Source organism: Nocardia sp. NPDC058176 (assembly GCF_042883805.1).
Lineage (GTDB): Bacteria > Actinomycetota > Actinomycetes > Mycobacteriales > Mycobacteriaceae > Nocardia.
The window spans coordinates 414,432-436,069 of the sequence record NZ_JBHVVA010000001.1; the positions used below are offsets into that span (position 1 = coordinate 414,432).

20 protein-coding genes are annotated in these 21,638 nt (G+C 70.2%); 10 read left to right on the forward strand and 10 right to left on the reverse strand.

Annotated elements, in window-relative coordinates:
* Nucleotides 1-46: 46 nt before the first annotated feature.
* Nucleotides 47-940: a peptidylprolyl isomerase gene (locus ACFVVM_RS01935; protein ID WP_387612059.1), complete on the reverse strand. Its 894-nt coding sequence runs from the start codon at nucleotides 938-940 to the stop codon at nucleotides 47-49.
* An 85-nt stretch (nucleotides 941-1,025) separates the two neighbouring features.
* Between ACFVVM_RS01935 and hisS the strand changes: the two genes are divergently transcribed.
* Entirely contained in the window at nucleotides 1,026-2,300 is a 1,275-nt protein-coding gene (gene hisS / locus ACFVVM_RS01940; RefSeq protein ID WP_387612061.1) for a histidine--tRNA ligase, read from the forward strand.
* Between the two features lie 72 nt (nucleotides 2,301-2,372).
* The gene (locus ACFVVM_RS01945) at nucleotides 2,373-3,011 is read left to right on the forward strand and encodes a hypothetical protein (RefSeq protein WP_387612063.1); all 639 of its coding nucleotides are present in this window, start codon (nucleotides 2,373-2,375) and stop codon (nucleotides 3,009-3,011) included.
* Between the two features lie 89 nt (nucleotides 3,012-3,100).
* Here ACFVVM_RS01945 and ACFVVM_RS01950 read toward each other — a convergent pair whose 3' ends face one another.
* Complete coding sequence (locus tag ACFVVM_RS01950; protein WP_387612065.1) at nucleotides 3,101-4,114, reverse strand: Rv2578c family radical SAM protein; 1,014 nt, start codon at nucleotides 4,112-4,114, stop codon at nucleotides 3,101-3,103.
* Nucleotides 4,115-4,248: 134 nt separating this feature from the next.
* Here ACFVVM_RS01950 and ACFVVM_RS01955 point away from each other — a divergent pair, with 134 nt between their 5' ends.
* Nucleotides 4,249-4,824, forward strand: coding sequence for a MepB family protein (locus ACFVVM_RS01955; protein WP_387612067.1), 576 nt, complete (start codon nucleotides 4,249-4,251; stop codon nucleotides 4,822-4,824).
* A gap of 16 nt (nucleotides 4,825-4,840) precedes the next feature.
* Here the strand turns inward: ACFVVM_RS01955 and ACFVVM_RS01960 are convergent, their stop codons facing one another.
* Entirely contained in the window at nucleotides 4,841-5,347 is a 507-nt protein-coding gene (locus ACFVVM_RS01960) for an SRPBCC family protein (RefSeq protein ID WP_387612068.1), read from the reverse strand.
* 129 nt (nucleotides 5,348-5,476) lie between these two features.
* A complete protein-coding gene (locus ACFVVM_RS01965; protein ID WP_387612070.1) occupies nucleotides 5,477-6,451 on the reverse strand; it encodes an NAD-dependent epimerase/dehydratase family protein in 975 nt (324 codons plus the stop codon).
* A 191-nt stretch (nucleotides 6,452-6,642) separates the two neighbouring features.
* Between ACFVVM_RS01965 and ACFVVM_RS01970 the strand changes: the two genes are divergently transcribed.
* The gene (locus tag ACFVVM_RS01970) at nucleotides 6,643-6,969 is read left to right on the forward strand and encodes a type VII secretion target (RefSeq protein ID WP_387612071.1); all 327 of its coding nucleotides are present in this window, start codon (nucleotides 6,643-6,645) and stop codon (nucleotides 6,967-6,969) included.
* Nucleotides 6,969-8,618, forward strand: coding sequence for a hypothetical protein (locus ACFVVM_RS01975; protein ID WP_387612073.1), 1,650 nt, complete (start codon nucleotides 6,969-6,971; stop codon nucleotides 8,616-8,618). Before ACFVVM_RS01970 ends, ACFVVM_RS01975 begins: the two co-directional genes overlap by 1 nt.
* Before the next feature lie 43 nt (nucleotides 8,619-8,661).
* Here the strand turns inward: ACFVVM_RS01975 and ACFVVM_RS01980 are convergent, their stop codons facing one another.
* Nucleotides 8,662-9,156 (reverse strand): hypothetical protein, encoded by a 495-nt coding sequence (locus ACFVVM_RS01980; protein ID WP_387612075.1) that lies wholly within the window; start codon nucleotides 9,154-9,156, stop codon nucleotides 8,662-8,664.
* A gap of 37 nt (nucleotides 9,157-9,193) precedes the next feature.
* The gene (locus tag ACFVVM_RS01985; protein ID WP_387612076.1) at nucleotides 9,194-10,123 is read right to left on the reverse strand and encodes a neutral zinc metallopeptidase; all 930 of its coding nucleotides are present in this window, start codon (nucleotides 10,121-10,123) and stop codon (nucleotides 9,194-9,196) included.
* Nucleotides 10,124-10,363: 240 nt separating this feature from the next.
* Between ACFVVM_RS01985 and aspS the strand changes: the two genes are divergently transcribed.
* A complete protein-coding gene (gene aspS / locus ACFVVM_RS01990) occupies nucleotides 10,364-12,187 on the forward strand; it encodes an aspartate--tRNA ligase (protein WP_387616707.1) in 1,824 nt (607 codons plus the stop codon).
* Between the two features lie 79 nt (nucleotides 12,188-12,266).
* On the forward strand, nucleotides 12,267-13,235 hold the full coding sequence (locus tag ACFVVM_RS01995) for a DUF389 domain-containing protein (RefSeq protein ID WP_387612078.1): 969 nt from the start codon (nucleotides 12,267-12,269) through the stop codon (nucleotides 13,233-13,235).
* A gap of 3 nt (nucleotides 13,236-13,238) precedes the next feature.
* On the opposite strand, the gene ACFVVM_RS02000 is transcribed toward ACFVVM_RS01995, so the two are convergent.
* Nucleotides 13,239-14,258, reverse strand: coding sequence for a hypothetical protein (locus ACFVVM_RS02000; protein ID WP_387612080.1), 1,020 nt, complete (start codon nucleotides 14,256-14,258; stop codon nucleotides 13,239-13,241).
* A gap of 193 nt (nucleotides 14,259-14,451) precedes the next feature.
* Between ACFVVM_RS02000 and ACFVVM_RS02005 the strand changes: the two genes are divergently transcribed.
* The gene (locus ACFVVM_RS02005; protein WP_387612082.1) at nucleotides 14,452-15,621 is read left to right on the forward strand and encodes a phosphotransferase family protein; all 1,170 of its coding nucleotides are present in this window, start codon (nucleotides 14,452-14,454) and stop codon (nucleotides 15,619-15,621) included.
* Nucleotides 15,622-15,700: 79 nt separating this feature from the next.
* Complete coding sequence (locus ACFVVM_RS02010) at nucleotides 15,701-16,528, forward strand: siderophore-interacting protein (RefSeq protein WP_387612084.1); 828 nt, start codon at nucleotides 15,701-15,703, stop codon at nucleotides 16,526-16,528.
* Between the two features lie 100 nt (nucleotides 16,529-16,628).
* On the opposite strand, the gene ACFVVM_RS02015 is transcribed toward ACFVVM_RS02010, so the two are convergent.
* The 3 genes from ACFVVM_RS02015 to ACFVVM_RS02025 all read right to left on the reverse strand — a co-directional run bounded on the left by ACFVVM_RS02015 (nucleotide 16,629) and on the right by ACFVVM_RS02025 (nucleotide 19,997).
* Nucleotides 16,629-17,876: an RNA polymerase sigma factor gene (locus ACFVVM_RS02015; RefSeq protein WP_387612086.1), complete on the reverse strand. Its 1,248-nt coding sequence runs from the start codon at nucleotides 17,874-17,876 to the stop codon at nucleotides 16,629-16,631.
* Between the two features lie 2 nt (nucleotides 17,877-17,878).
* Nucleotides 17,879-18,226: a YciI family protein gene (locus ACFVVM_RS02020; protein WP_387612088.1), complete on the reverse strand. Its 348-nt coding sequence runs from the start codon at nucleotides 18,224-18,226 to the stop codon at nucleotides 17,879-17,881.
* Nucleotides 18,227-18,332: 106 nt separating this feature from the next.
* Nucleotides 18,333-19,997 carry an alkaline phosphatase D family protein gene (locus ACFVVM_RS02025; RefSeq protein WP_387612090.1) on the reverse strand — a complete coding sequence of 555 codons (1,665 nt, stop codon included), beginning with the start codon at nucleotides 19,995-19,997 and terminating at the stop codon, nucleotides 18,333-18,335.
* Between the two features lie 195 nt (nucleotides 19,998-20,192).
* On the opposite strand from ACFVVM_RS02025, the gene ACFVVM_RS02030 reads away from it, so the two are divergent.
* Nucleotides 20,193-21,569 carry a replication-associated recombination protein A gene (locus ACFVVM_RS02030; RefSeq protein WP_387612092.1) on the forward strand — a complete coding sequence of 459 codons (1,377 nt, stop codon included), beginning with the start codon at nucleotides 20,193-20,195 and terminating at the stop codon, nucleotides 21,567-21,569.
* Nucleotides 21,570-21,638: the final 69 nt, after the last annotated feature.

A 21,638-nucleotide genomic window follows, 5' to 3' on the forward strand; every position in this document is an offset into this window, starting at 1 on the left:
ACACCGTGGCGGTGTCCGGCCCGTCGCGGGGTCGGTGCGTGGGGCGTCAGCCCACGGTGACCTTGGTGAACTCGATCGGCAGGTTCGGCGTGCCGCCACCGGCCGCCATCGACCCGTCGTCGCCCGCGGCGCCGACCTTGGCCAGTGTCGCCAGGCCTTCGTCGTCGATGGTGCCGAAGATCGTGTACTTCGGCGGCAGGATGGTGTCGCCGTAGACCAGGAAGAACTGGCTGCCGTTGGTGCCCTCGGGGGTGAGCCCGGAGTTGGCCATCGCGATCACGCCCTTGCGGTACTTGATCGGCTCCTCGAGCGCCGGGTCCTCGGGCGCGTACTGATCGGTCGGGTACTCGTTGGCGAAGGCGTAGCCCGGGCCGCCGGTACCGGTGGCGGTGGGATCACCGCACTGCAGCATCTCGAAACCGGTCACCGCGGAGATGCGGTGGCAGCTGGTCTGGTCGAAGTAGCCCTGCTGGGCCAGGCTCACGAAACTGTTGACGGTGCACGGCGAGGCGGCACTGTCGAGTTCGAGGCCGATCGGGCCCTGGGTGGAGTCGATGCTCACCCTGGTCGGCGCCGTACCGGGGCCGGAAGCGACCGAGGTGCTGGTCGGCGGCGTCACCGGCTTGGACGCGGGCTCGGCGCCCACGGGGTAGGCGCAGTCGACCGTGGCGGGCTTGTCGGCGGGCGCCGGGGCGTCGGCCGCGGGCGGTAGCTCCTGCTCGCTGGTGGCCGAGGTGCTCGTCGCGGCCGCCGTGTCGGCCTCGTCGCCGCCCTTGGTGAGGAAGTACACCCCGGCCGCGGCGGCGCCGACCACGATGACACCGAGTACCGACCCCGCGATCATCAGGCGCTTGCGCTTCTTCTCCTGCTCGGCCCGTCGTGCCAGCTGGCGCTCCAGCTTGCGCTTGGCCGCCGCCCGTCGCTGTTCGTTACTCGGCACTACCGCGTTCCTCCCGTGTCGTCAGGTTCGTGTAGAGGGTAACCGGTTGGACTAGAGGGGCGCCCGTGGGGAAAACTGGACCATCGTGACCAAGACCAGCAGCTTCACCGCCCCGAAGGGGGTCCCGGATTACGTGCCGCCCGGCTCGGCCGAGTTCGTCGCCGTGCGCGACGGCTTGATCCACGCCGCCCGACTCGCCGGGTACGGGCACATCGAGCTGCCGGTATTCGAACAAACCGCCCTGTTCGCCCGGGGTGTCGGCGAGTCGACCGACGTGGTCAGCAAGGAGATGTGGACCTTCGCCGACCGCAACGGCGAGAGCTTCACCCTGCGCCCGGAGGGCACCGCGGGCGTGATGCGCGCGGTGATCCAGCACGGCCTGGACAAGAGCGGTCAGCTGCCGCTCAAGCTCTGCTACGCCGGGCCGTTCTTCCGCTACGAGCGCCCGCAGGCCGGTCGCTACCGGCAGTTGCAGCAGGTCGGCATCGAGGCGATCGGTGTCGACGATCCGGCACTGGACGCCGAGGTCATCGCCATCGCCGACGCGGGCTTCCGCAGTCTCGGCCTCGACGGCTTCCGCCTGGAGATCACCTCGCTCGGCGACGAGACCTGCCGTCCGCAGTACCGGGAACTGCTCCAGGAGTTCCTGCGCGGGCTGCCGCTGGACGAGGAGACCCGCAAGCGCGCCGAGATCAATCCGCTGCGCGTCCTCGACGACAAGCGCCCCGAGGTGCGCGAACTGACCGCGAACGCGCCGCTGATGATCGATCACCTCTCGGAATCGGCGAAGACGCACTTCGAACAGGTGCTCGGCCACCTCGACGCGCTCGGCGTGCCGTACGTGGTGAACCCGCGCATGGTCCGCGGCCTGGACTACTACACCAAGACCACCTTCGAGTTCGTGCACGACCAGCTCGGCGCGCAGTCGGGCATCGGTGGCGGCGGCCGCTACGACGGGCTGATGGCCCAGCTCGGCGGGCAGCCGCTGTCGGGCATCGGCTTCGGTATCGGTGTCGACCGGACCGTGCTCGCGCTGGCCGCCGAGGGTAAGACCGCGGCCGATCCGGCGCGCTGCCAGGTCTACGGTGTCGCCCTCGGTGACGCCGCCAAGGCGCGGATGGTGGCCCTGGCCGGGGAACTGCGCGGTGCGGGCGTGAGCGTCGATCTGGCCTATGGCGGGCGCGGCATGAAGGGCGCCATGAAGGGTGCCGACCGCTCCGGCGCGAAGTACACCCTCGTGCTCGGCGATCGCGATCTCGCCGAGGACACGATCGGGGTCAAGGAGATGGCCACCGGCGATCAGCGTCCGGTGCCGCTCGGCGAGGTCGTCGGGGTGCTGCGGGACGCACTCGGCAACTGAGCCGTTCCCGGTGTCGGCGCGGTAATCTGACCGCGCCGACACCGGGCGGGCCGGTGCGCGGTGGAGAGGTACATGGTGGACGGGGAGACCGGTCAGTCGGCGGTCGGTATCGATCTGGTGGCGCCCGAGGTGTTCGCGCCCATGCTGCGCAGGCTCGCGCTGGCCGCGCTCGGGATCGGCGTCGGTGCCGCCCTGCTGTCGGCGTTGTGGTTGAGCTGGCCGTACGCGATCCTGCTCGGACTCGTCGTCGCGGTGCCGACCATCGGGTACGTCTTCGCGTTCCGGAGCCGGCGGATGTGGTTGAGCGGCAGCGTGATCCGCGCCCACCGGCTGTTCGGTGAGCGCACGATCGACCTGGCCGCGGCGACCGGCGTGCAGCTGCTGGTGTTCCCCGGCAGGCTCAGCCGGATCGTGCTGAAGGTGACCGCGGGACCCGACACCCAGCTGGTGCCGCTGGCGATGTACACCGATGCGGGCAGCGGCAAGGAATTGCATGTGCTCGGCCTGCGCAAGCTCGCCGACGCGCTGGCCGCCAGCGAACTCGCCGCCGGTGTGGCGGTGTCGGAGATCCTGGTTCAGCAGTTGCGGGCCGAGGCACGCGACGCCGGTCTCGGTGAGCGGCCGCTGTATCGCGGGGTCCAGTTGGTCCGGGCCAAGGACTCGGTGTCCTCGGTCGTGCTCAGCGATCGGGAAGTGGCCCAGCTGCTCTGATCTGGCGTGCGCTGGTCGGCGCGGCGACCGGGTGGCGTGCGCGCCCACGGATCGGGAGCGGACAGGTCGGCGGTTGACGCGGTGGGCGCTCAGCCGAACAGCGTGAGCTGTTGGTCCTGCGGTGTGAGCGCCGGTGGATCGGGCACGGTGGGGTCCTGGGTGCGGCGCAGGCCGTACTCGTCGAGCAGGGGATCGAGGCGTTCACGCAGCCAGCTCGCGTAGGCCGGGGTGACGTTGGCGCCGCGGCCGTAGAGCTGCCGGTAGCGGCGCATCAGGGCGGGATGCTCGGCGGCGAGCCAGGCGAGGAACCAGGCCTTGGTCGGCCCGCGCAGGTGCATCGGGAAGGCCATGGCGCTGTGGGCGCCCGCCTCGGCGATCGCGGCGAACAGGGCGTCGAGGTGGGCTCGTCCGTCGGTCAGGCAGGGGATGATCGGTGCGGCCATGACGTGCACGGCGAAGCCCGCGTCGGCCAGCGCGCGCACCAGGTCCAGGCGGGCGCGCGGGGTCGGGGTGCCCGGTTCCAGGCTGTGGTGCAGTTCGGGATCGAGGATGGCGATCGACACCGCCACGCTCACCTCCACCCGACGCGCCGCCTCGGTGAGCAACGGCAGATCGCGGCGCAGCAGCGGGCCCTTGGTGAGGATCGAGAACGGGGTGTCCGACTCGGCGAGGGCGCGAATGATGCCGGGCATCAACCGATATCGGCCCTCGGCCCGCTGATACGGATCGGTATTGGTGCCGAGCGCCACTGCCTCGCGCTGCCAGGAACGACGTGCCAGCTCGCGGCGCAGTACCGCGGCGACATTGGTCTTCACCACGATCTCGGAATCGAAATCCCGCCCCGCGTCGAGATCGAGATACTCATGACTCCCGCGCGCGAAGCAGTACCGGCACGCGTGCGAACACCCCCGCATCGGATTGATCGTCCACCGAAACGGCAGCCCCGACCCCTCCGGCATCTTGTTCAACGCGCTCTTGCACAACACCTCGTGAAAGGTGATGCCATCGAACTCCGGGGTGCGGACACTACGAACCAGCCCCGCCCGGCTCAACCCGGGCAGCGCGCCGTCATCGGCATCGAGGCCCTGCGTCTGCCACCGCACCCCATCAGTCGAACATATGTTCGTATCGATTGTCGAGTGCAGACCGGTGCGTGTCCGGTTCGACGGGCTCTCGCCGATCGATATCTCGCCGATGTGGGACCGCAGCGGGCGATGGTGTCGTGACAGGGTGAACTGTGCCCCCGACGACAGAGCCCTCCCTGACGAGCGACCCGGCCGAATTCAATGCCTGGTCGGACTCGACTCCGGTCCACGGCGACCTGGTTGCGGCGAAAGCCCTCGTCTACGACCCCAGTGGGTTCGTGTGCTCGCAGCCGATTCCCGAAGTCGAGGGCAGCGCCTATGGCGCCCATACCTTCGTTCTCGACGGCCTCGTTGTTCGGTTCCGCACGGCCAAGACGACCCCGACCAAGCTCGGCCAGTTCGTCACCGTGTGGATCCGGTCCGCGGCAGGTCCGATCCGTCCGTTCGACCTCGCCGATCCCATCGACCTCGTCGTTGTCGGCACCCGCGACCCGGATCGCTTCGGCCAGTTCGTCTTTCCGCTCGGGGCACTTCGCCGACATGCGGTCGTATCGGTCGATGGCGTCGGTGGCAAACGTGCCTTTCGCGTCTATCCGCCCTGGGTGAGTACCGACAACCGGCAAGCGGCCGCAGCGCAGGCGTGGCAGCTCGGGTATTTTCTTGACCTGCCGTCGGGCGAACCCATTGACCTCTCTCGCGCCCGACAGCTTTACCGGACGGTCTCGTGACCCGGTCGTGGCAATGTCAGACTGTCGCGCCGACCGCCGCGGCGAGGCGGTCGAGGGTGTCGTGCATCGCGTCGCGGTTCCTGGCGGGGAAGCCGACGGCTTCGAGGAGGGGTGGCAGGAGGTTTGTGGAGTAGTCGAAGGTTTCGCGGACCAGGGTGCGGGTGGGGGAGCCGGGTACGGGGTGGAGTTCGAAACGCCAGGTGTGGCGGCCGAAGTCGTTGCGCCAGGTGATGGCGTGTGGCTCGTCGAATTCGGTGACGGTGTTGCTGATGCGGCCGCGATTGATGATCGCCACCGTGACCTGGAGCAGGGAGGCGGAATGCAGGTTCGGTGGACGCACTTGCATGCGCATCGTGAACGTGGAGTCGACGTGTAGCCGTTCGGGTGCGCTCACGAGCGCGTCGCGGACGGAGTCGGAGCCGTCGATCTCGCTGTGTCTGCGCGGGTCGGCGAGGACATCGAAGATGGCCTCGGCCGGTGCGTCGATGATTCGTTCGGCCTGGATGCGCCTGGATTCTGACACTGGAACCTCCCCCTGCGGTCCCTGACCGCGATGGTGATCGGTGGAACGAACACCATGCTGTCAGGTTCCGGCGGGTTGCGGCACCGACCACGGGTGGAGTTTCGAGGTCTGCTCCGGACTCGGATGTGGTCAGGCGTGGCGCGCGGCGCGCAGGAAGTCGACGAGGTCGGCGACGGTTTCCTCCACGGGGCGGGGGTGGTAGCCGAGCTCGCGTTCGGCTTTGCCGTGGTCGACGACGGGAGCCGAGATCAGGGCGCCGAGGGCGGCCTTGGACAGGATGTCGGAGCCGAGGCGGCGGCTGATGGGTTCGACCACCGGGAGGGTGGCGCCGAGGATCTTCGGGGAGATCGAGAAGCGGGGGCCCTTGGCGCCGGCGCGGGTGGCGGCCATCCTGAGCATGTCGATCATCGCGGTCATGTAGCCGCCGAGCAGGTAGTTCTCGCCCGTGCGGCCCTTCTCGCCCGCCAGGATCAGGCCCTGGGCGACATCGCGGACGTCGACCAGGTCGAAGCCGCCGCCGATCATCACCGGCACCCGGCCGCGGATGGCCTGGGCCGCGGTGCGATTGAGCCGCGACAGCTGCTTCGGATTGTCGGTGGGGCCGTAGACCCCGGTCGGATTCACGATCACCGCGTCGAGGCCGCGCTCGATCACCGGGCGCAGCGACAGCTCGCCCGACCACTTGGACCGGTCGTAGACCGGCAGGCCCGGATCATCGGAGCGCCCGGAGGTCTCGTCGATGTGCCCGCCCGCGCGGTACTGATCGAACGCGTGGATGGAACTGGTGTGCACGAACCGGCGCGCGCCGACCTCGAGCGCCGCCTCCGCGGTGACGCGCACGCCCTCGGTGTTGACCCGCCACGCCAGATCGTTGCGCTCGGCGAGCGTGATCAACGCCACCAGGTGGTACACGACCTCCGCGCCGTCGAGCGCCTTGCGCATCGACACAGGGTCGAGCACGTCGCCCTCGACCCAGGTCACGGCCGGGTCCGAGGTGGTCGGTGCCGCGCGATCGATGGCGATGATCTCGTGCCCACGCTCGATGAGCTGGGGGATCAGGTTGGTACCGAGGTATCCGGCTGCGCCGGTCACTGCGACCTTCATATCGGCGAGGATATAGAACAGGTTCTAGTTTTGACAATGAATCGCGCAGATCGGACCTGACACGAGTCGATACCGGTCGGGGTGTTCGGCTATATTTGGCCCACTGCGCAGTCAGGTGGCCGCGTCGGGAGTTTCGCGGTCACCGATCGCGTTCTGAGTGCAGACTTTTCACGACGAGTTGGGGGATTCGCATGACCGATCTCTCGGTGCAAACCGATGCCGTCGCCGCGTTCGCGGCGACCAATTCCGTGGTGGCGGCCGATGTCGCCGCGGCGGGTCTCGGCGAGGCGGCGGCCAGTGTCTCCGCGGCGACGCCGGTCTTCGGGCTCATCGGCGCCGACTACCTGGCCATGTTCGCGGCCGCGCAGGCCTTGCAGGCCAAGGACATCAACGATCTGTCCGATCGGTTCAGCAAGCTCTCCGATGCCGCGTTCACCTCCTCGGTGCAGTTCGAGACCACCGACCTGACCAATGCCGCCGACATCGCGCGCCGGGCCGCCGGGATCGGGGGCCTGTGATGAAGCCGCTGAGCTCCGGTGACACCGGCGTCATCACGCCCGACACCGCGCTGGCCACCGCCGACGCCGCCACCCAGTCGGCACTGGGCGCCGTCCCCGCCGACCTGGCGTCCCAGGCGATCCTCGATGTGCCGCTGGTGCAGCTGCCCGCGGACGAGGAGACCTTCGAGGAACCCGTCCTCACCCTGGCGCAGAAGGTCACCGAGGACGGCCCGGCCGCGGGCGTGTTCCCCGGCGGCGGTATGCCGGGCATGTCCGGACTCGGCGACGGCTCGGTGCTCCCGCAGGACATCCTCTCCGGCATCTCGGCGGATGCCTCGGCCGCGCTGAGCGGCCTCGAGGGTGTCGTCACCCAGGCCGCCGCGCCCGCGCTCGCCACCGCGCAGACCGCGTTCGACCAGGCCAAGAGCGCGCTGACCGGCACCTCGGGGGGAGGTGCCGCGAACACCGCGGGCACGGGTGGCTCGTCCGCCGCCACCACTATGTCCGAGGACCCGGTCTCGGCGCTGCTGAGCGGGCTGTCGCTGCCCGCGCTGCCCGGTATCGAATCGCTGTTCCAGCCGCTGCTCGACCTGCTGAGCAGCTTCGGCACCGGCGTCTTCGACTCGTTCGATCCCACCGCGCTGCTGAGCAGCTCGTCGGCGGCCATCGAGACGGCCATGAGCGTCGCGCAGGGCGGGGTGAAGACCGTGCAGCAGGTCTGGGAGGGACAGTCCGCCGACGCGGCGACGGTCGCCAGCCAGCAGGCGCAGACCCAGGGCGAGGAGACCAGTCAGCGCGGCGTCGATATCGCCGCGCTCACCCAGCAGGCCGCCACGGTCGTCCAGACCGGCAACGCGCAGCTGGCGGGAATCGCCACCACCTTCGCCGCCCAGGCGGTCGCGCTCGCGCCGACGATCATGCTGCCGCCCACCCAGGCCACGCTGATCGGCCTGGCCACCCAGCATCTCGGTGAGGCCGTCACCGTCGTCAACTCCACCCGCGGTCAATTGGCCGGGCACACCGCCGAACTCGGCGGTGTGGTGCAGCAGCTCGCTGCCCAGAGCGGACTGCCGTCCCCGGACCAGGTGCTCACGGCGGCGTCGGAGAACATCGGCGAACCGCTGCTCGGCAAGGCACAGGATGCGCTGACCGGCTCCGACGGCGCCACCACCGCGGCGAGCGCGGGCACCGGCGGCGCGACCAACCCCGGCGCGACCACCCCGTCGAGCCTGGGCACCGGCGGCTCGGGCGGTAGCGGTTCCGGCGGATCCGGCGCTTCGCTGGGCGCGCTCGGCACTCCGCGCACCGGCTCGGGCGGCAGCACCGGCGGCGGCGCGGGTACGCCGAGCACCGGCAGTCCGAAGTCGACCGCACTGCCGGGTTCGGCGCTGCCCGCGGCTCGCGCCATGACCACCCCGGCGATGACCTCGGGCTTCGGCGGCACCTCCGCGGCCGGCGCCAACGGCTCCGGCTTCATGGGCGGCGGTGGCGCGGGTGCGGGTGCGGGCCAGCGCGGCAACAACGACGAAGAGCACGGCCGTACGGTGCAGCCCTACCAGAGCCGCACCGGCAACGACGATCTCACCGGTCCGCTCGGGGAATCGACGCCCGACGTGATCGGCGCGGTGCACGAGGACGAACGCGAGTCCGCCGAAGATCGGTTCTGATCAACCGGGTTCGCCCGCGGTCGAGGACCGCGGGCGAACCCGCTCAGCTCTTGAAGGCGTCGACCAGCTTGCGGTACAGATCGGTGAAGCGCTTGCGCGCGGCCTGCTGATCGGGATTCAGGCCGTCGGTGGAATCGGGGGAGTAGACCACGAGATGGACGTCGTCCGCCGCGTCCTCGGGCAGCAGATCGATGATCTGCAGGCCCTTGCCCTCACCGGCGGGAACCCCGAAATCGAGTTCCTTCAGCGCATCGATCTCGGTCCGTGCGGCCGAGATCACCTCGGGGGCAACCTTTCCGGTCACCTTCTTCGGGTCGGTGTCGGCCTTGCGGTCCTTGCTCACCGCGTCGGGCCGGTGCACGGCCTTGCCGTCGGCGAACACCTGCAGGACCGGCCGCAGGTCGGTGCGCTGCGACCAGCCGTCGGGGATCGTGGTCAGGCTCACCAGCGGTAGCGGCGCCGGATCGGCCTGGGCGACAGCGCTCGCGCCGGTCAGGGCGAGCGCGCAGACGAACAGTCCGGTCATGGTGCGGCGCATGGGTTCCCCTCGATCGAAAGACGGTGTGACGTTCGGGTCAGCGTAGCCCGGCGGGGTTGTCCAGGTCGGTCGCGGAGTAGGTATCGCAGTTCTGCACCGAGCCGGTTCGGTAACCGGTGAGGAACCACTTCTGGCGCTGCTCGGAGGACCCGTGCGTCCACGACTCGGGATTGACTCCGCGTCCGGCGCTGCGCTGGATGCGGTCGTCGCCGACGGCATTGGCCGCCGAGAGCGCGTCGCGGATGTCGGTGTCCGACAGCGGCTTCAGGAAGGGCTGATTGCTGCCCGGCGCGTTCTTCTTGTCGGCGTAGTACGCCCAGATGCCCGCGTAGCAGTCGGCCTGCAGCTCGGTGCGGACCGCGCCGGACTCCGGGCCGCGCGGATCGCGCTGGGCGCGGCCGATGTCGCCGAGCTGGTTCTGGATGTGATGGCCGATCTCGTGGGCCACCACGTATTCCTGGGCCAGCGGTCCCGAGCTGGCCCCGAACCGGTCGGTGAGCTCCTGGAAGAACGAGGTGTCGAAGTAGGCGGTCTGGTCGGCCGGGCAGTAGAACGGGCCGACATCGCTGGTGGCATTGCCGCAGCCGGTGTTGACCGCGCCGGAGAACAGCACCAGCTTCGGCTGGATGTAGCGCTTGCCGGTCTGCCTCGGCAGCTCCTCGGTCCACACGGCGTCGAGGCTCTGCGCGGTGAGCACGATGCGGCAATCGACGTACTTGTTGGCGTCGGCGCCGGTCTTGCAGTGCTCCGGCGTGCCCGCCGTCGCGCCCCCGCCGGTCTGCTGTTGGGCGGAGGACCCGGTGAGGTCGCCCATCAGCGAGCCGGGGTCGCCACCGAGCAGCAGGGTGATGACCAGCAGGATCAGACCGCCCGCGCCGCCACCGACGGCGAGTTTGCCACCCATGCCGGGGCCGCCGCCCGACGATGCCCGGCCGGGATCGATCTGCATACCTTCGTTGAAGGTCATCGCCGTACTCGCCTTCGCTCGGTCCCGGTCCGCACCCGCACGGGAGGGTATCGGTTGTCCATCTGTCTCGCAGCACGATTCACCGCCCCGGACCCGGGGACGGTGAGCGCGCGGCACAAGCTTGACACGGTCAGCAAGATATCGGTTTTCACTCGGGGATCGTGTCTCACTACGATGGCAGTGCACCCGGTCTTCTCCGCCGGTGCGACGAGTCCGCGAATGTCTGTCGAAAGGAATACCGTGCTGCGCACCCACTTGGCTGGTTCGCTGCGAAGCGAGCACGCCGGTCAGACCGTCACCCTCACCGGCTGGGTGGCCCGGCGTCGTGACCACGGTGGCGTGATCTTCATCGATCTGCGCGACGCCTCGGGCGTCTCGCAGGTGGTCTTCCGCGAGGGCGAGGCGGCCGAGCAGGCCCACAAGCTGCGCGCGGAGTACTGCGTGCAGGTCACCGGTGTGGTGGAGCAGCGTCCCGACGGCAACGAGAACCCGGACCTGCCGACCGGGCAGATCGAGGTCGACGCCAAGGAACTGGTCGTGCTCAACGAGAGCGCGCCGCTGCCGTTCCAGCTCGACGAGACCCCCGGCGACGAGGCCCGCCTCAAGTACCGCTACCTCGACCTGCGCCGCGAGGGCCCCGGCCACGCCATCCGGCTGCGCTCCAAGGTCAACGCCGCCGCGCGCGACGTGCTGGCGCGCCACGACTTCATCGAGGTCGAGACCCCCACGCTGACCCGCTCGACCCCCGAGGGCGCGCGCGACTTCCTGGTCCCCGCGCGCCTGCAGCCGGGCAGCTTCTACGCGCTGCCGCAGAGCCCGCAGCTGTTCAAGCAGCTGCTGATGGTCGGCGGGATCGAGCGCTACTTCCAGATCGCGCGCTGCTACCGCGACGAGGACTTCCGCGCCGACCGTCAGCCCGAGTTCACCCAGCTCGACATCGAGATGAGCTTCGTGCGCCAGGAGGACGTGATCCTGCTGGCCGAGGACATCCTGACCGCGCTGTGGAAGCTGGTCGGCCACGAGATCACCACGCCGATCCCGCACATGACCTACGCCGAGGCGATGCGTCGTTTCGGTAGCGACAAGCCGGACCTGCGCTTCGGTGTCGAGATCACCGAGCTGACCGACTACTTCTCCGAGACGCCGTTCCGGGTGTTCCAGTCCGAGTACGTCGGCGCGGTGGTGATGCCCGGTGGTGCGAGCCAGCCGCGCAGGCAGCTCGACGCCTGGCAGGAGTGGGCCAAGCAGCGCGGTGCCAAGGGCCTGGCCTACATCCTCATCAACGAGGACGGAACCCTCGGTGGCCCGGTCGCCAAGAACCTGTCCGACGCCGAGCGCGAGGGACTGGCCAAGCAGGTCGGCGCCGAGCCCGGTGACTGCGTGTTCTTCGCCGCGGGTGCGGTGAAGTCCAGCCGTGCGCTGCTGGGTGCCGCGCGTGGTGAGATCGCTCGCAAGTGCGATCTGATCGACGAGAACGCGTGGGCCTTCGTCTGGATCGTCGACGCCCCGATGTTCGAGCCGGCCTCCGAGGCCACCGCCAGCGGCGATGTGGCCCTTGGCCATTCGGCCTGGACCGCCGTGCACCACGCCTTCACCTCGCCCAAGCCCGAGTCGCTCGACACCTTCGACACCGACCCCGGCTCGGCGCTGGCCTACGCCTACGACATCGTCTGCAACGGCAACGAGATCGGCGGCGGCTCGATCCGTATCCACCGCCGCGACGTGCAGGAACGCGTGTTCGGTGTGATGGGCATCGACCACGAGGAAGCGCAGGACAAGTTCGGCTTCCTGCTCGACGCGTTCGCCTACGGCGCCCCGCCGCACGGCGGCATCGCCTTCGGCTGGGACCGCATCACCGCGCTGCTGGCCGGTGAGGACTCCATCCGCGAGGTGATCGCGTTCCCGAAGACCGGCGGCGGCGTCGACCCGCTCACCGACGCGCCCGCGCCGATCACCGCCCAGCAGCGCAAGGAAGCGGGCATCGACGCCAAGCCCGAGGTCAAGGGTGCCGAGGCCAAGGGCGGCAAGCCCGACGCGCCGAACACCGGTGCCGCCGAGAAGTAGCGGGCCGCAGCGCTGGCACCGGTACCTTCTGGTCAGTTTCCCCGTGTCGCCGCGGCGGCACCGACCAGGAGGTCACCGGTTGCTGCACCTGCGCGTGATCAGTCCGGCCGAGCAGACCGCGGCCCTCGTGCGGGTGCTCTCGGTCGATCCGGGCGTCACCCATCTCACGGTGGCGCGCGGGATCGCCGTCGATCCGGCCGGTGATCTGGTCCAGGCCGACGTCGCGCGGGAGGCCGCCAACAAGGTGCTGGCCGACATCAAGGCGCTCGGCATCGTGCACAGCGGCGGGCTGACCCTCGGCCCGGTCGAGGCGGTGCTCTCCGACGCCGCCGACCGCGCTACCCGGTCGGCTCCCGGTGACGCCGACGATGCCGTGGTCTGGGAACAGCTGCTGGCCGAGACGCACGAGGAGTCCTCGCTCAACAGCACCTTTCTCGCGTTCCTGACCATCGCCTGCCTGCTCGCCTCGATCGGGGTCGCGACCAACTCGCCGGTCACCGTGGTCGGCGCGATGGTGGTCGGCCCCGAATTCGGGCCGCTGGCCGCGCTGGCGGTGGCGCTGGTGCGCCGCAACTGGCGGTTGGCCCGCCGCTCGATGATCGCGCTCGCGGTGGGTTTCCCGGTGGCCATGTCGATCACCCTGGTCGCGACGCTGGTGTGGAGCCGGCTCGGCTGGATCACCACCGAGGCCGTGCTCGACGCGCACAACCTCGACTTCATCTACGAGGTCGGGCCGTTCTCCTTCGTCGTGGCGCTGCTCGCCGGTGCGGCCGGCATGCTGTCGCTGGTGACGGCCAAGTCCGCGGCGCTGATCGGGGTGTTCATCTCGGTCACCACGGTGCCCGCCGCGGGGTACGCGGTGGTGGCGGCGACGCTGGGCCAGTGGCATCGGGCCTTCGAGTCGGCCGGTCAGCTCGCGGTGAACCTGGTCGGCATCGTCGTCGCCGGGGTGATCGTGCTCGAGCTGCGGCCGCGCACGGGTGACGAGAGCGGGCCGATCGGCCGGTTCAAGCGGGCGATCGGAATGCGGACACCGCTGGATCGGTGATCGTCAGAACTCGGCGACCGGGCCCTCGGTGAGCATCCGGTAGGCGTAGGTCACCGCGATCACGCAGACCGGACCGGCCACGAACAGGCCGAGCCCGCAGAACGCGAGACCGACGAAGGTCAGCAGCGTCACCGTCAGCGCGAGCAGGATCGAGGGCCACAGGTTGGCCAGCACCAGCTGCGCGCTCGCCTTGATCGCCTCGACCGGGCCGTAGTCCTGATCGATCACGAAGTGCAGCGAGTACATGCACAGGAACCCGACGACGAGTCCGGGCAGCAGGCACAGCGAGGCGGCGACGAGGGTGATCGCGAAGGCCAGCAGCGCGGTCAGCAAGACATTGCCCGCGTTCACGAACCGGAAGAACGAGCCGAAAGCCGGTGGATAGCCATCGGTTTCGTAGAGCGCGCCACGCACCATCACCGCCTGCAGCAGCCACAGTGCGACCAGGACCACCAGGAACAGGAACAGCACGGTGAACAGTGACGTCGGCTCGAAGATCTGCACGACGGCGAAGTAGCCGAGGTAGATCAGCACGCCCACGGCCATCACGCCGAGCCACGGTCCCGGGTTGGTGCGGAATCGCTCCCAGCCGTAGCTCAGCGCACGGCCGACATCGAGGGCCTGTGCTTCCGGATGGTAGTAACCCGGCGGCTGCCGGATCTCACCGGGCGACACGCCGGGCGCGGGGGCGGCGGCTGCGGCGGGGTCGCCCGGTTTCGCCTGCGGCGCCGGGTAACCGGGCGCGGTGCCCGGCGGGCCGTACTGTGGTGCGGGCGCGGGGTGTCCGGCAATCGGTGGCGGCGGCTCGAGCGGCTCCTCGCCGTACTGGGCGGCGCCGGGGCCCTCGAATTGCGGATAGCCTGCGCCACCGGCCATTCCGTGCCTGGCGGGCCCCGGCCCGGCCTGGGCCGGTCTGCCCTGTCCCTCGTGCTGACCCGCGGGGCCGGCGAATTGTCCGCCACCACCGGGCGCAGGCGACCCACCCGGTGAATCGCTCGATGCGGCGTACGGTGTGTCGGTCACTGTGGTAGACCTTTCGACTCAACCGGTTTGCGGTGTGGCGCACAGCAGTTGACGATGAGAAAACCCGACGACCGACAGGTGTGTCAAGCGAACAGGCCCACTCGCGCAACCTCGGCGCCAACACGCCGGGTGACGCGGAAAGGTTGTCCAACCGCTCGCTAGAAGTGACCTGGTACGAGTAGCTTGAGAGGCGATGACCGCACTATTGGCCGAACGCGCCGCCGACGTCGTGTCCGCAGCACAACAGTTGCTCACAAAGCGAATGGGTGCTCCGGTGAAGCTGAGCGATCCGATGGAGCTCAGCGGCAGTGGTAGGACGACAGTCCTACGCGTGCGTGTTGCGGAGAATGCTTTCTCGTTGCCGCGCACGCTGATCGTGAAACAGCTGCGCGGTACCGCTACCGCGCGCCGCACCGGTGGCATGGCGCCCGGAGTCGCCAGTATCGACTCGGCGTTCCTGCGCGAGGCGGTGTCCTACCAGTTCACCACCGCCCTGAGCCGCGAGCAGCGCCCCGGCGCCTTCCTGATCGCGCACAGCGTGCCCGACCGGCTGCTGGTGCTGTCGGATCTGGGCGACAACGCCCTGCTCACCTCGGTGCTGCGCGCCCGTGTGGAGCCGAACACCCGCAACGCGCTGATGGCCTTCGCGCAGGCGCTGGGCCGGATGCACGCCGCGACCGTGGGCCGCGAGCCCGATTTCGTCGCCCTGCTGCGCCGGGTCGACTCGGCGCACCGCGTCGACGGGATCGCCCAGCAGGCCCAGGCCGCCATCGCCGAGGTCCCCGGACTGCTCCAGACCGAGCTCGGCATCGAGGTGCCCGGCGAGATCGCCGAACGCATCGTGGCCGGAAATCGCCTGTTCACCGGCGGTCGCCACCGCGCGTTCAGCCCCTCGGACCTGTGCCCGGACAATGTGGTCCTCAACGACGACGGCGCGCGCTTCCTCGACTACGAGTGGGGCGGTTTCCGCGACGCCACCCTCGACATCGCCTACGCGCTGGTCTCCTTCCCCGGCTGCCTGTGCGATTTCGAGCTCTCGCGCAGCCGGGCCAGGGAGATGGTCGAGGCCTGGCGGTCGGCCGTGGTCGGGGTGTGGCCCGCGCTGGCCGACGACACGGTGCTGGCCGAACGGATCCTCGAGGCCCGGCTGATCTGGGTCTGGCTGTCGACCTACTGGTTCCTGCCCGCCGACCACACCCGCATCGCCGTCGCGCGCGAGCACGGGCTGTCGGTACCGCGCTCGGAGGCGCTGATCAACCGCTGGTCGGCGCTGGCCGAGGACGCGCGGGTCACCGGTGACGACGCGGTCGGCGACTTCGCCGAACAGGTCTCGGCGATGCTGGAAGAGCGCTGGTCGGAATAGCGGGCCCGGCGACGTAGCTCCCCACTTCCCGCCGCGACGGGAGTAGCGTCGGCGGACGTCCGAGGATTGGGGAGCTGTCGTGCCGAAGTCGATCACCGTCACCGTCGTTCGCAAGCAGTCGCTGACCCCGCATCTGGTGCGGGTCGTCGGCCGGGTCGTGGAGCCGGAGGGGTTCACGCCGAACGAATTCACCGACGCCTACGTGAAATTGATCTTCCCGGTGCCGGGTGTGGAGTATCCCGAGCCGTTCGATCTCGACACCATCCGCGCCACGCTCGGCCCGGAGAGCCAGCCGGTGCTGCGCACCTACACGGTCCGGTCCTTCGATCCCGAACGCGAGGAGATCGCCATCGATTTCGTCGTGCACGGTGATGAGGGCATCGCGGGTCCGTGGGCGCGGTCGGTCGAGCCGGGCGCGCAGTTCCGGCTGTTCGGGCCCGGTGGCGCGTTCGCCCCCGATCCGGCCGCGGACTGGTACCTGCTGGCCGGTGACGAATCGGCGCTGCCCGCCATCGCGGCCGCGCTCGAGGCACTGCCCGCCGGTGCGCCCGCGGAGGTGTTTGTCGAGGTCGGTGGTCCCGAGGACGAGATCGCGCTCGACTCGCCCGCGGACCTGCGCCTGCACTGGGTGCACCGTGGGGTGTCGTCGGACCGCATCCCCGACGATCTCGCCGGTGCGGATTCGCCGCTGGTCGCGGCGGTCCGCGCGGCCGAATGGCTGCCCGGTCAGGTGCACGCGTTCGTGCACGGCGAGGCCGAGGCCGTGATGCGCAATCTGCGCCCGTACCTGCGCAAGGAACGCGATGTCGCGCCGAAGTGGCTGTCGATCTCGGGCTACTGGCGCCGTGGGCGCACCGAGGAGGGCTTCCGCGAGTGGAAGCGCGAGCTGGCCGCCGAAGGCGCCTGAGACACTCTGCGCGCGTGACGGCGACTGGTGCGTGAGTAGTGCGGGCCCGATCACGGAATTCGGCACGTGGTGCGATCGCCGGTGCGCCTCCAGCAGCCGGTCAGGCCATCAACGCGCCCAGTTTGCGGCGCAGGTGCGCGTGTTCCACGGCGTTGTCGGTGAGCATCAGCGCCGATTCGTAGGCGGTGATCGCCTCGTCGGTGCGGCCGAGATCGGCGAGGAAGGCGGCGCGCGCGGCGTCGAAGTAGCCGTAGATCGCCAGGGCCGGTTCCGCGCCGAGCGGTTCCAACAGGGCCAGCGCCTGGTCCGGGCGGCCCGCCAGCCCGACCGCGATGGCGTGGTTCAGCCGGGCGACAGGGGATGGCCGGTCCCGCAGCAGCAGCCGGTACAGGCCGATGATCTCGCGCCAATCGGTTGCGGCCCAGGTCGGCGCCTCGTCGTGGACGGCGGCGATGGCGGCCTGCAGCGTGTAGCTGTCGGTATGGGGCAGCGCCTGTTTCACCAGCGCGATGCCCTCGGCGATGGCCGCTCGATCCCAGCGCGCGCGGTCCTGGTGCTCTAGCGTGCACAGGTTTCCGGCGTCGTCGATGCGCGCTGCGCGGCGGGCGTCGGTGAGCAGGATCAGGGCGAGCAGCCCGGTAACCGAGGGGTCTTCGGGGACCAATGCGTGCATCATCCTGGCCAGCTGCAGGGACCGGTCGACCAGATCGGCGCGGACGAGGACGTCACCGGCGGGGGCGGTGTGCCCGGTGGTGAACAGCAGGTGGACGACCGCGCAGATCGCGTCGAGCCGCTGCGGTAGTTCGCGCACCGAGGGCACCCGATAGGGGATGCCGGCCACCGCGATCTTCTTCTTGGCCCTGGTGATGCGCGCGGCCATGGTCGCCTCGCTCACCAGGAACGCGCGCGCGACCTCCGCGGTGGTCACGCCGCAGACCAACCGCAGTGTCAGGGCCACCTGGGCCTGCGGGGCGAGCGCGGGGTGGCAGCAAGTGCTGATCAGGCGCAGCCGGTCGTCGGGGATCGCGGGGCCGTCGAGTTCGGCCAGCGCCAGGTCGGCGGTATCGGCGACGGGTTCGTCGATGACCAGTTGGGGCAGGGTGCGCCGGAAGGTGCTGTCGCGGCGCAGCCGGTCGAGCGCGCGCCGCCGCGCCACCGTGGTCAGCCAGGCGCCGGGCCGGGCGGGCACGCCGTCGACGGCCCACGCGGTCAGCGCCGTCGCGTAGGCGTCCTGCACGCATTCCTCGGCGAGGTCGAGATCGCGGACCAGCCGCACCGTCGCGGCGAGCACGAAGGCCCATTCGCGACGGTGCGCCAGTTCGACGGCCGTGGCCGCATCGGCTGCCATGGTCAGCGGGGGAAGACCTGGATCGGCCGCACTTCCACGCCGCCGGTCGCCGGCACCTGCGCGGCGAGCGCGATCGCGGCGTCGAGGTCCGGCGCCTCGATCAGGTAGTAGCCGCCGAGTGCCTCCTTGGCTTCGGCGAAGGGGCCGTCGGTGATGACGACCCGGCCGTCGGTGTCGTGGCGGATCGAGGTGGCGGTCGTACTCGGCTGCAGGGCGTTGCCGCCCTGGTTGGCCGCGCCCGCGATCTCCTGGAAGGCCAGGTGTTCGGTGAGCATGTTCTCGAGCTCGTTCGGCGACATGGCCGCGTGGACCGCTTCGTCGCCGTAGATCAGGACCAGGTACTGGCTCATGATGACGCTCCTTCAGGTGTCGGACGCCCGCGGTTCGGACTGCCGTACTCACCCGACGAGCGGACACCCGGCGAATCGACAACCCGCCGGAAACATTCTCCTCCGCTCAGCTCAGTGGCGTGGCGCGCGGCTCCAGCCGGCCGCCGGAGCGCACGGCGAAGGAGGTGCCGTGGCGGAGGCCGCTGTGCGGATCGATGACGTCGAACAGGTAGAACCAGTCCATCTGGGTCTGCTCGGCGGTCACGTCGAGTACACCGAAGCCGTGCGAGTCCAGTTCGACGTAGCGCAGGTGGTGGTTGGCACCCTTGATCGTCTCCTCGGCGACCACCGAGGTGGTGCGCGGCGGGGTCTTCAGCAGATCGCCGACGCTCGACGAGGTGACCGACGGGATGACGAACTCGGCGCCGACCGTGGGCCCGGCGGGGTAGTTCGCGGCGTCGAGCGGCAGGTCGGCGGCCCAGGAGGTGTGGATGTCACCGGTGAGGAACACGACGTCACCGATCTGGTTCTCGGCGATCGTGCTGAACAGCGTGCGCCGGTCGGCGGTGTAGCCGTCCCACTGGTCGCCGTTGACGGTGATGCCGCCCTGGGGGATGCCGAGCGCGGTGGTGATCGCCGCGGTGGTGGCGGGCTCGAGCGGCGGGAACAGCAGCGGCGAGATCATCACCGAATTGCCGATGAGCTTCCAGCGGGTGGGGGAGGACACCAGTCCGGCGGTGAGCCAGTCCATCTGCGCGCGGCCGGTGATGGTGCGCGCCGGATCGTCGGCGACCCGCCAGCCCGCCCCCGGGCCCGCTTCTTCGTCGCGGTAGGTGCGCAGGTCCAGCATCGACAGTTCGGCCAGCGTGCCGAAGCGCAGCCGCCGGTAGATCTGCACGGCGCCGTCGGCGCGCGTGGCGCGCACCGGCATCCACTCGAGATAGGCCTTGGCCGAGGCGGCGCGCCGGTCGCCCCAGGCGCCCTGGGTGGCCGGATCGTGGTGGGTCGAGCCCTCGCGCCAGGCGTTGTCGGCGGATTCGTGGTCGTCCCAGGTGCAGATGAACGGCAGCGCCGCGTGCAGATCGGCCAGGTCGGGATCGGTCTTGTACTGGCCGTGCCGGGTGCGGTAGTCGTCGAGGGTGATGATCTCGTGCACGGGATCGTGCAGGCGCACCGCGCCGTTGCGGCCGGTGTACTTGCCCTGCCCGTACTCGTAGATGTAGTCGCCGAGGTGCACGATCGCGTCGAGATCGGTGCGCGCGGCCAGGTGCCGGTAGGCGCCGAACCAGCCCGCCTCCCAGTTCGAACACGACACCAGGCCCAGCCGCAGCCGGTCGACCTCGCTCTCGGCGGCGGGCGCGGTGTGGGTGCGCCCGATCCGGGAGGTCTCGCCGAGGGCGGTGAACCGGTAGAAGTAGTCCGTGCCGGGGGTCAGGCCGGTCGCGTCGACCTTCACGGTGTGATCGGTGTCGGCGCTCGTGGTGACGGTGCCCGAGGCGGCGATCCGGCCGAAGCCCTCGTCGGTGGCGATCTCCCAGCGCACCGTCGCGGCCGCGCCGAGACCCGAGCCGGGCAGGGCGTCCTCGGCCACGGTCACCCTGGTCCACAGGATCACCGCGCCCGGTAGTGGATCACCGGAGGCGACGCCGTGCCGGAAGACCGCCCCGCTCGCGTGCGCGGTCCCGGTGCTCAGCACCGCCGCCGCCGCGGCCGCGGTGGTGCCCGCGAAGAGGGTGCGCCGGGTGAACTGTCCCGTAGACGGGGAAGTGACGATGCCGTTGTTTTCGACCACGATCAGCGATCACAACCCACGACGGGCGTCTGCGCAAGCCTGAAACGCAAAAATTGGTCAACCGTTCAACTCCGTGCCCGCGGACGGGGCGCCGCGCGGATCGCCGACCTGCGGCGCGGCGTCGGTCGTGGTGCGGTCGACGATCTTGTCCGGCGAGGTTGACGTCGGCCCGATGTCGTCCGGCGTCGGGCGAGGATGTCCGAGGGTGTCGGTACCCTGCTCGACGTGAGTGATCAGCTGTTCGACGTGCCAGGAGAACCCGTCGAGCCCGACCGCGGGCTCGACGCGGTGGTCCGGCGCGATCCCGGCGCTCCGCTCGCGGTCCGGATGCGGCCCGCCTCCCTCGACGAGGTGATCGGTCAGCAGCATCTGCTCGGCCCCGGTTCGCCGCTGCGCAGGCTCGTCGAGGGGTCCGGCGCGGCCTCGGTGCTGCTCTACGGTCCGCCCGGCACCGGCAAGACCACCCTGGCCTCGCTGCTGTCGCAGGCCACCGGTCGCCGGTTCGAAGCGCTCTCGGCGCTCTCGGCCGGGGTCAAGGAGGTCCGCGCGGTCATCGAGGTGGCCCGGCGCCGCCTGACGGTGGGGGAGCAGACCGTGCTGTTCATCGACGAGGTGCACCGCTTCTCCAAGACCCAGCAGGACGCGCTGCTGGCCGCCGTGGAGAACCGGATCGTGCTGCTCGTCGGGGCGACCACGGAGAATCCGTCCTTCTCGGTGGTCTCGCCGCTGCTGTCGCGCTCGCTGGTGCTGCAACTGCAGTCGCTCACCGCCGAGGACATCCGCGCGGTGCTCGACCGCGCGATCGCCGACCCGCGCGGCCTCGACGGGGACTACACCGTCACCGACGAGGCCCTCGACCACATCGTGCGCATCGCGGGCGGTGACGCGCGCCGCGCGCTGACCGCGCTGGAGGCCTCGGCCGAGTCCTCCCTCGACGGCACGGTCGACGTGGAACTGGTCGAGGCCAGCGTCGACAAGGCCGCGGTGCGCTACGACCGGGCCGGCGATCAGCACTACGACGTGATCAGCGCCTTCATCAAATCCCTGCGCGGCTCCGATGTCGACGCCGCGCTGCACTACCTGGCCCGCATGCTCACCGCGGGCGAGGATCCGCGATTCATCGCCCGGCGCTTGATGATCCAGGCCAGCGAAGACGTCGGGATGGCCGATCCGACCGCCCTGCAGACCGCCACCGCCGCCGCGCAGGTGGTGCAGCTGGTCGGCCTGCCCGAAGCGCAACTGGCCTTGGCCCAGGCCACGATCCACGTCGCCACCGCCCCGAAGTCCGGTGCGGTCACCACCGCGCTGGCGGCCGCCATGTCCGACATCACCGCGGGGAAGGCGGGCGCGGTCCCGCCGCACCTGCGTGACGGGCACTACACGGGCGCCGCCGCCCTGGGCAATGCCAAGGGCTACCGGTTCCCGCACAAGTCTCGCGACGGTGTGCTGGCCCAGCAGTATCCGCCCGACGAGCTGGTCGGCGCCGACTACTACGAGCCCACCGACCACGGTTTCGAACGCGACCTCGGCCCGCGGGTCGGCAAGCTGCGCCGCATCGTTCGCGGAAAGTAGTCCGCGGAAAGTAGCCACCGCCACATCCTGCGGGCCGCCTCGGCGCAAAACCGGTGGATTGCAGGCGGT

Excerpts from the sequence above, each read along its gene's own strand:
- ACFVVM_RS01945 (WP_387612063.1), top strand. The coding sequence starts at position 2,373 with ATGGTGGACGGGGAGACCGGTCAGTCGGCGGTCGGTATCGATCTGGTG.
- ACFVVM_RS01965 (WP_387612070.1), bottom strand. The coding sequence starts at position 6,451 with ATGAAGGTCGCAGTGACCGGCGCAGCCGGATACCTCGGTACCAACCTG.
- ACFVVM_RS01970 (WP_387612071.1), top strand. The coding sequence starts at position 6,643 with ATGACCGATCTCTCGGTGCAAACCGATGCCGTCGCCGCGTTCGCGGCG.
- ACFVVM_RS01975 (WP_387612073.1), top strand. The coding sequence starts at position 6,969 with ATGAAGCCGCTGAGCTCCGGTGACACCGGCGTCATCACGCCCGACACC.
- ACFVVM_RS01980 (WP_387612075.1), bottom strand. The coding sequence starts at position 9,156 with ATGCGCCGCACCATGACCGGACTGTTCGTCTGCGCGCTCGCCCTGACC.
- ACFVVM_RS01985 (WP_387612076.1), bottom strand. The coding sequence starts at position 10,123 with ATGACCTTCAACGAAGGTATGCAGATCGATCCCGGCCGGGCATCGTCG.
- ACFVVM_RS02005 (WP_387612082.1), top strand. The coding sequence starts at position 14,452 with ATGACCGCACTATTGGCCGAACGCGCCGCCGACGTCGTGTCCGCAGCA.
- ACFVVM_RS02015 (WP_387612086.1), bottom strand. The coding sequence starts at position 17,876 with ATGGCAGCCGATGCGGCCACGGCCGTCGAACTGGCGCACCGTCGCGAA.
- ACFVVM_RS02020 (WP_387612088.1), bottom strand. The coding sequence starts at position 18,226 with ATGAGCCAGTACCTGGTCCTGATCTACGGCGACGAAGCGGTCCACGCG.
- ACFVVM_RS02030 (WP_387612092.1), top strand. The coding sequence starts at position 20,193 with ATGTCCGAGGGTGTCGGTACCCTGCTCGACGTGAGTGATCAGCTGTTC.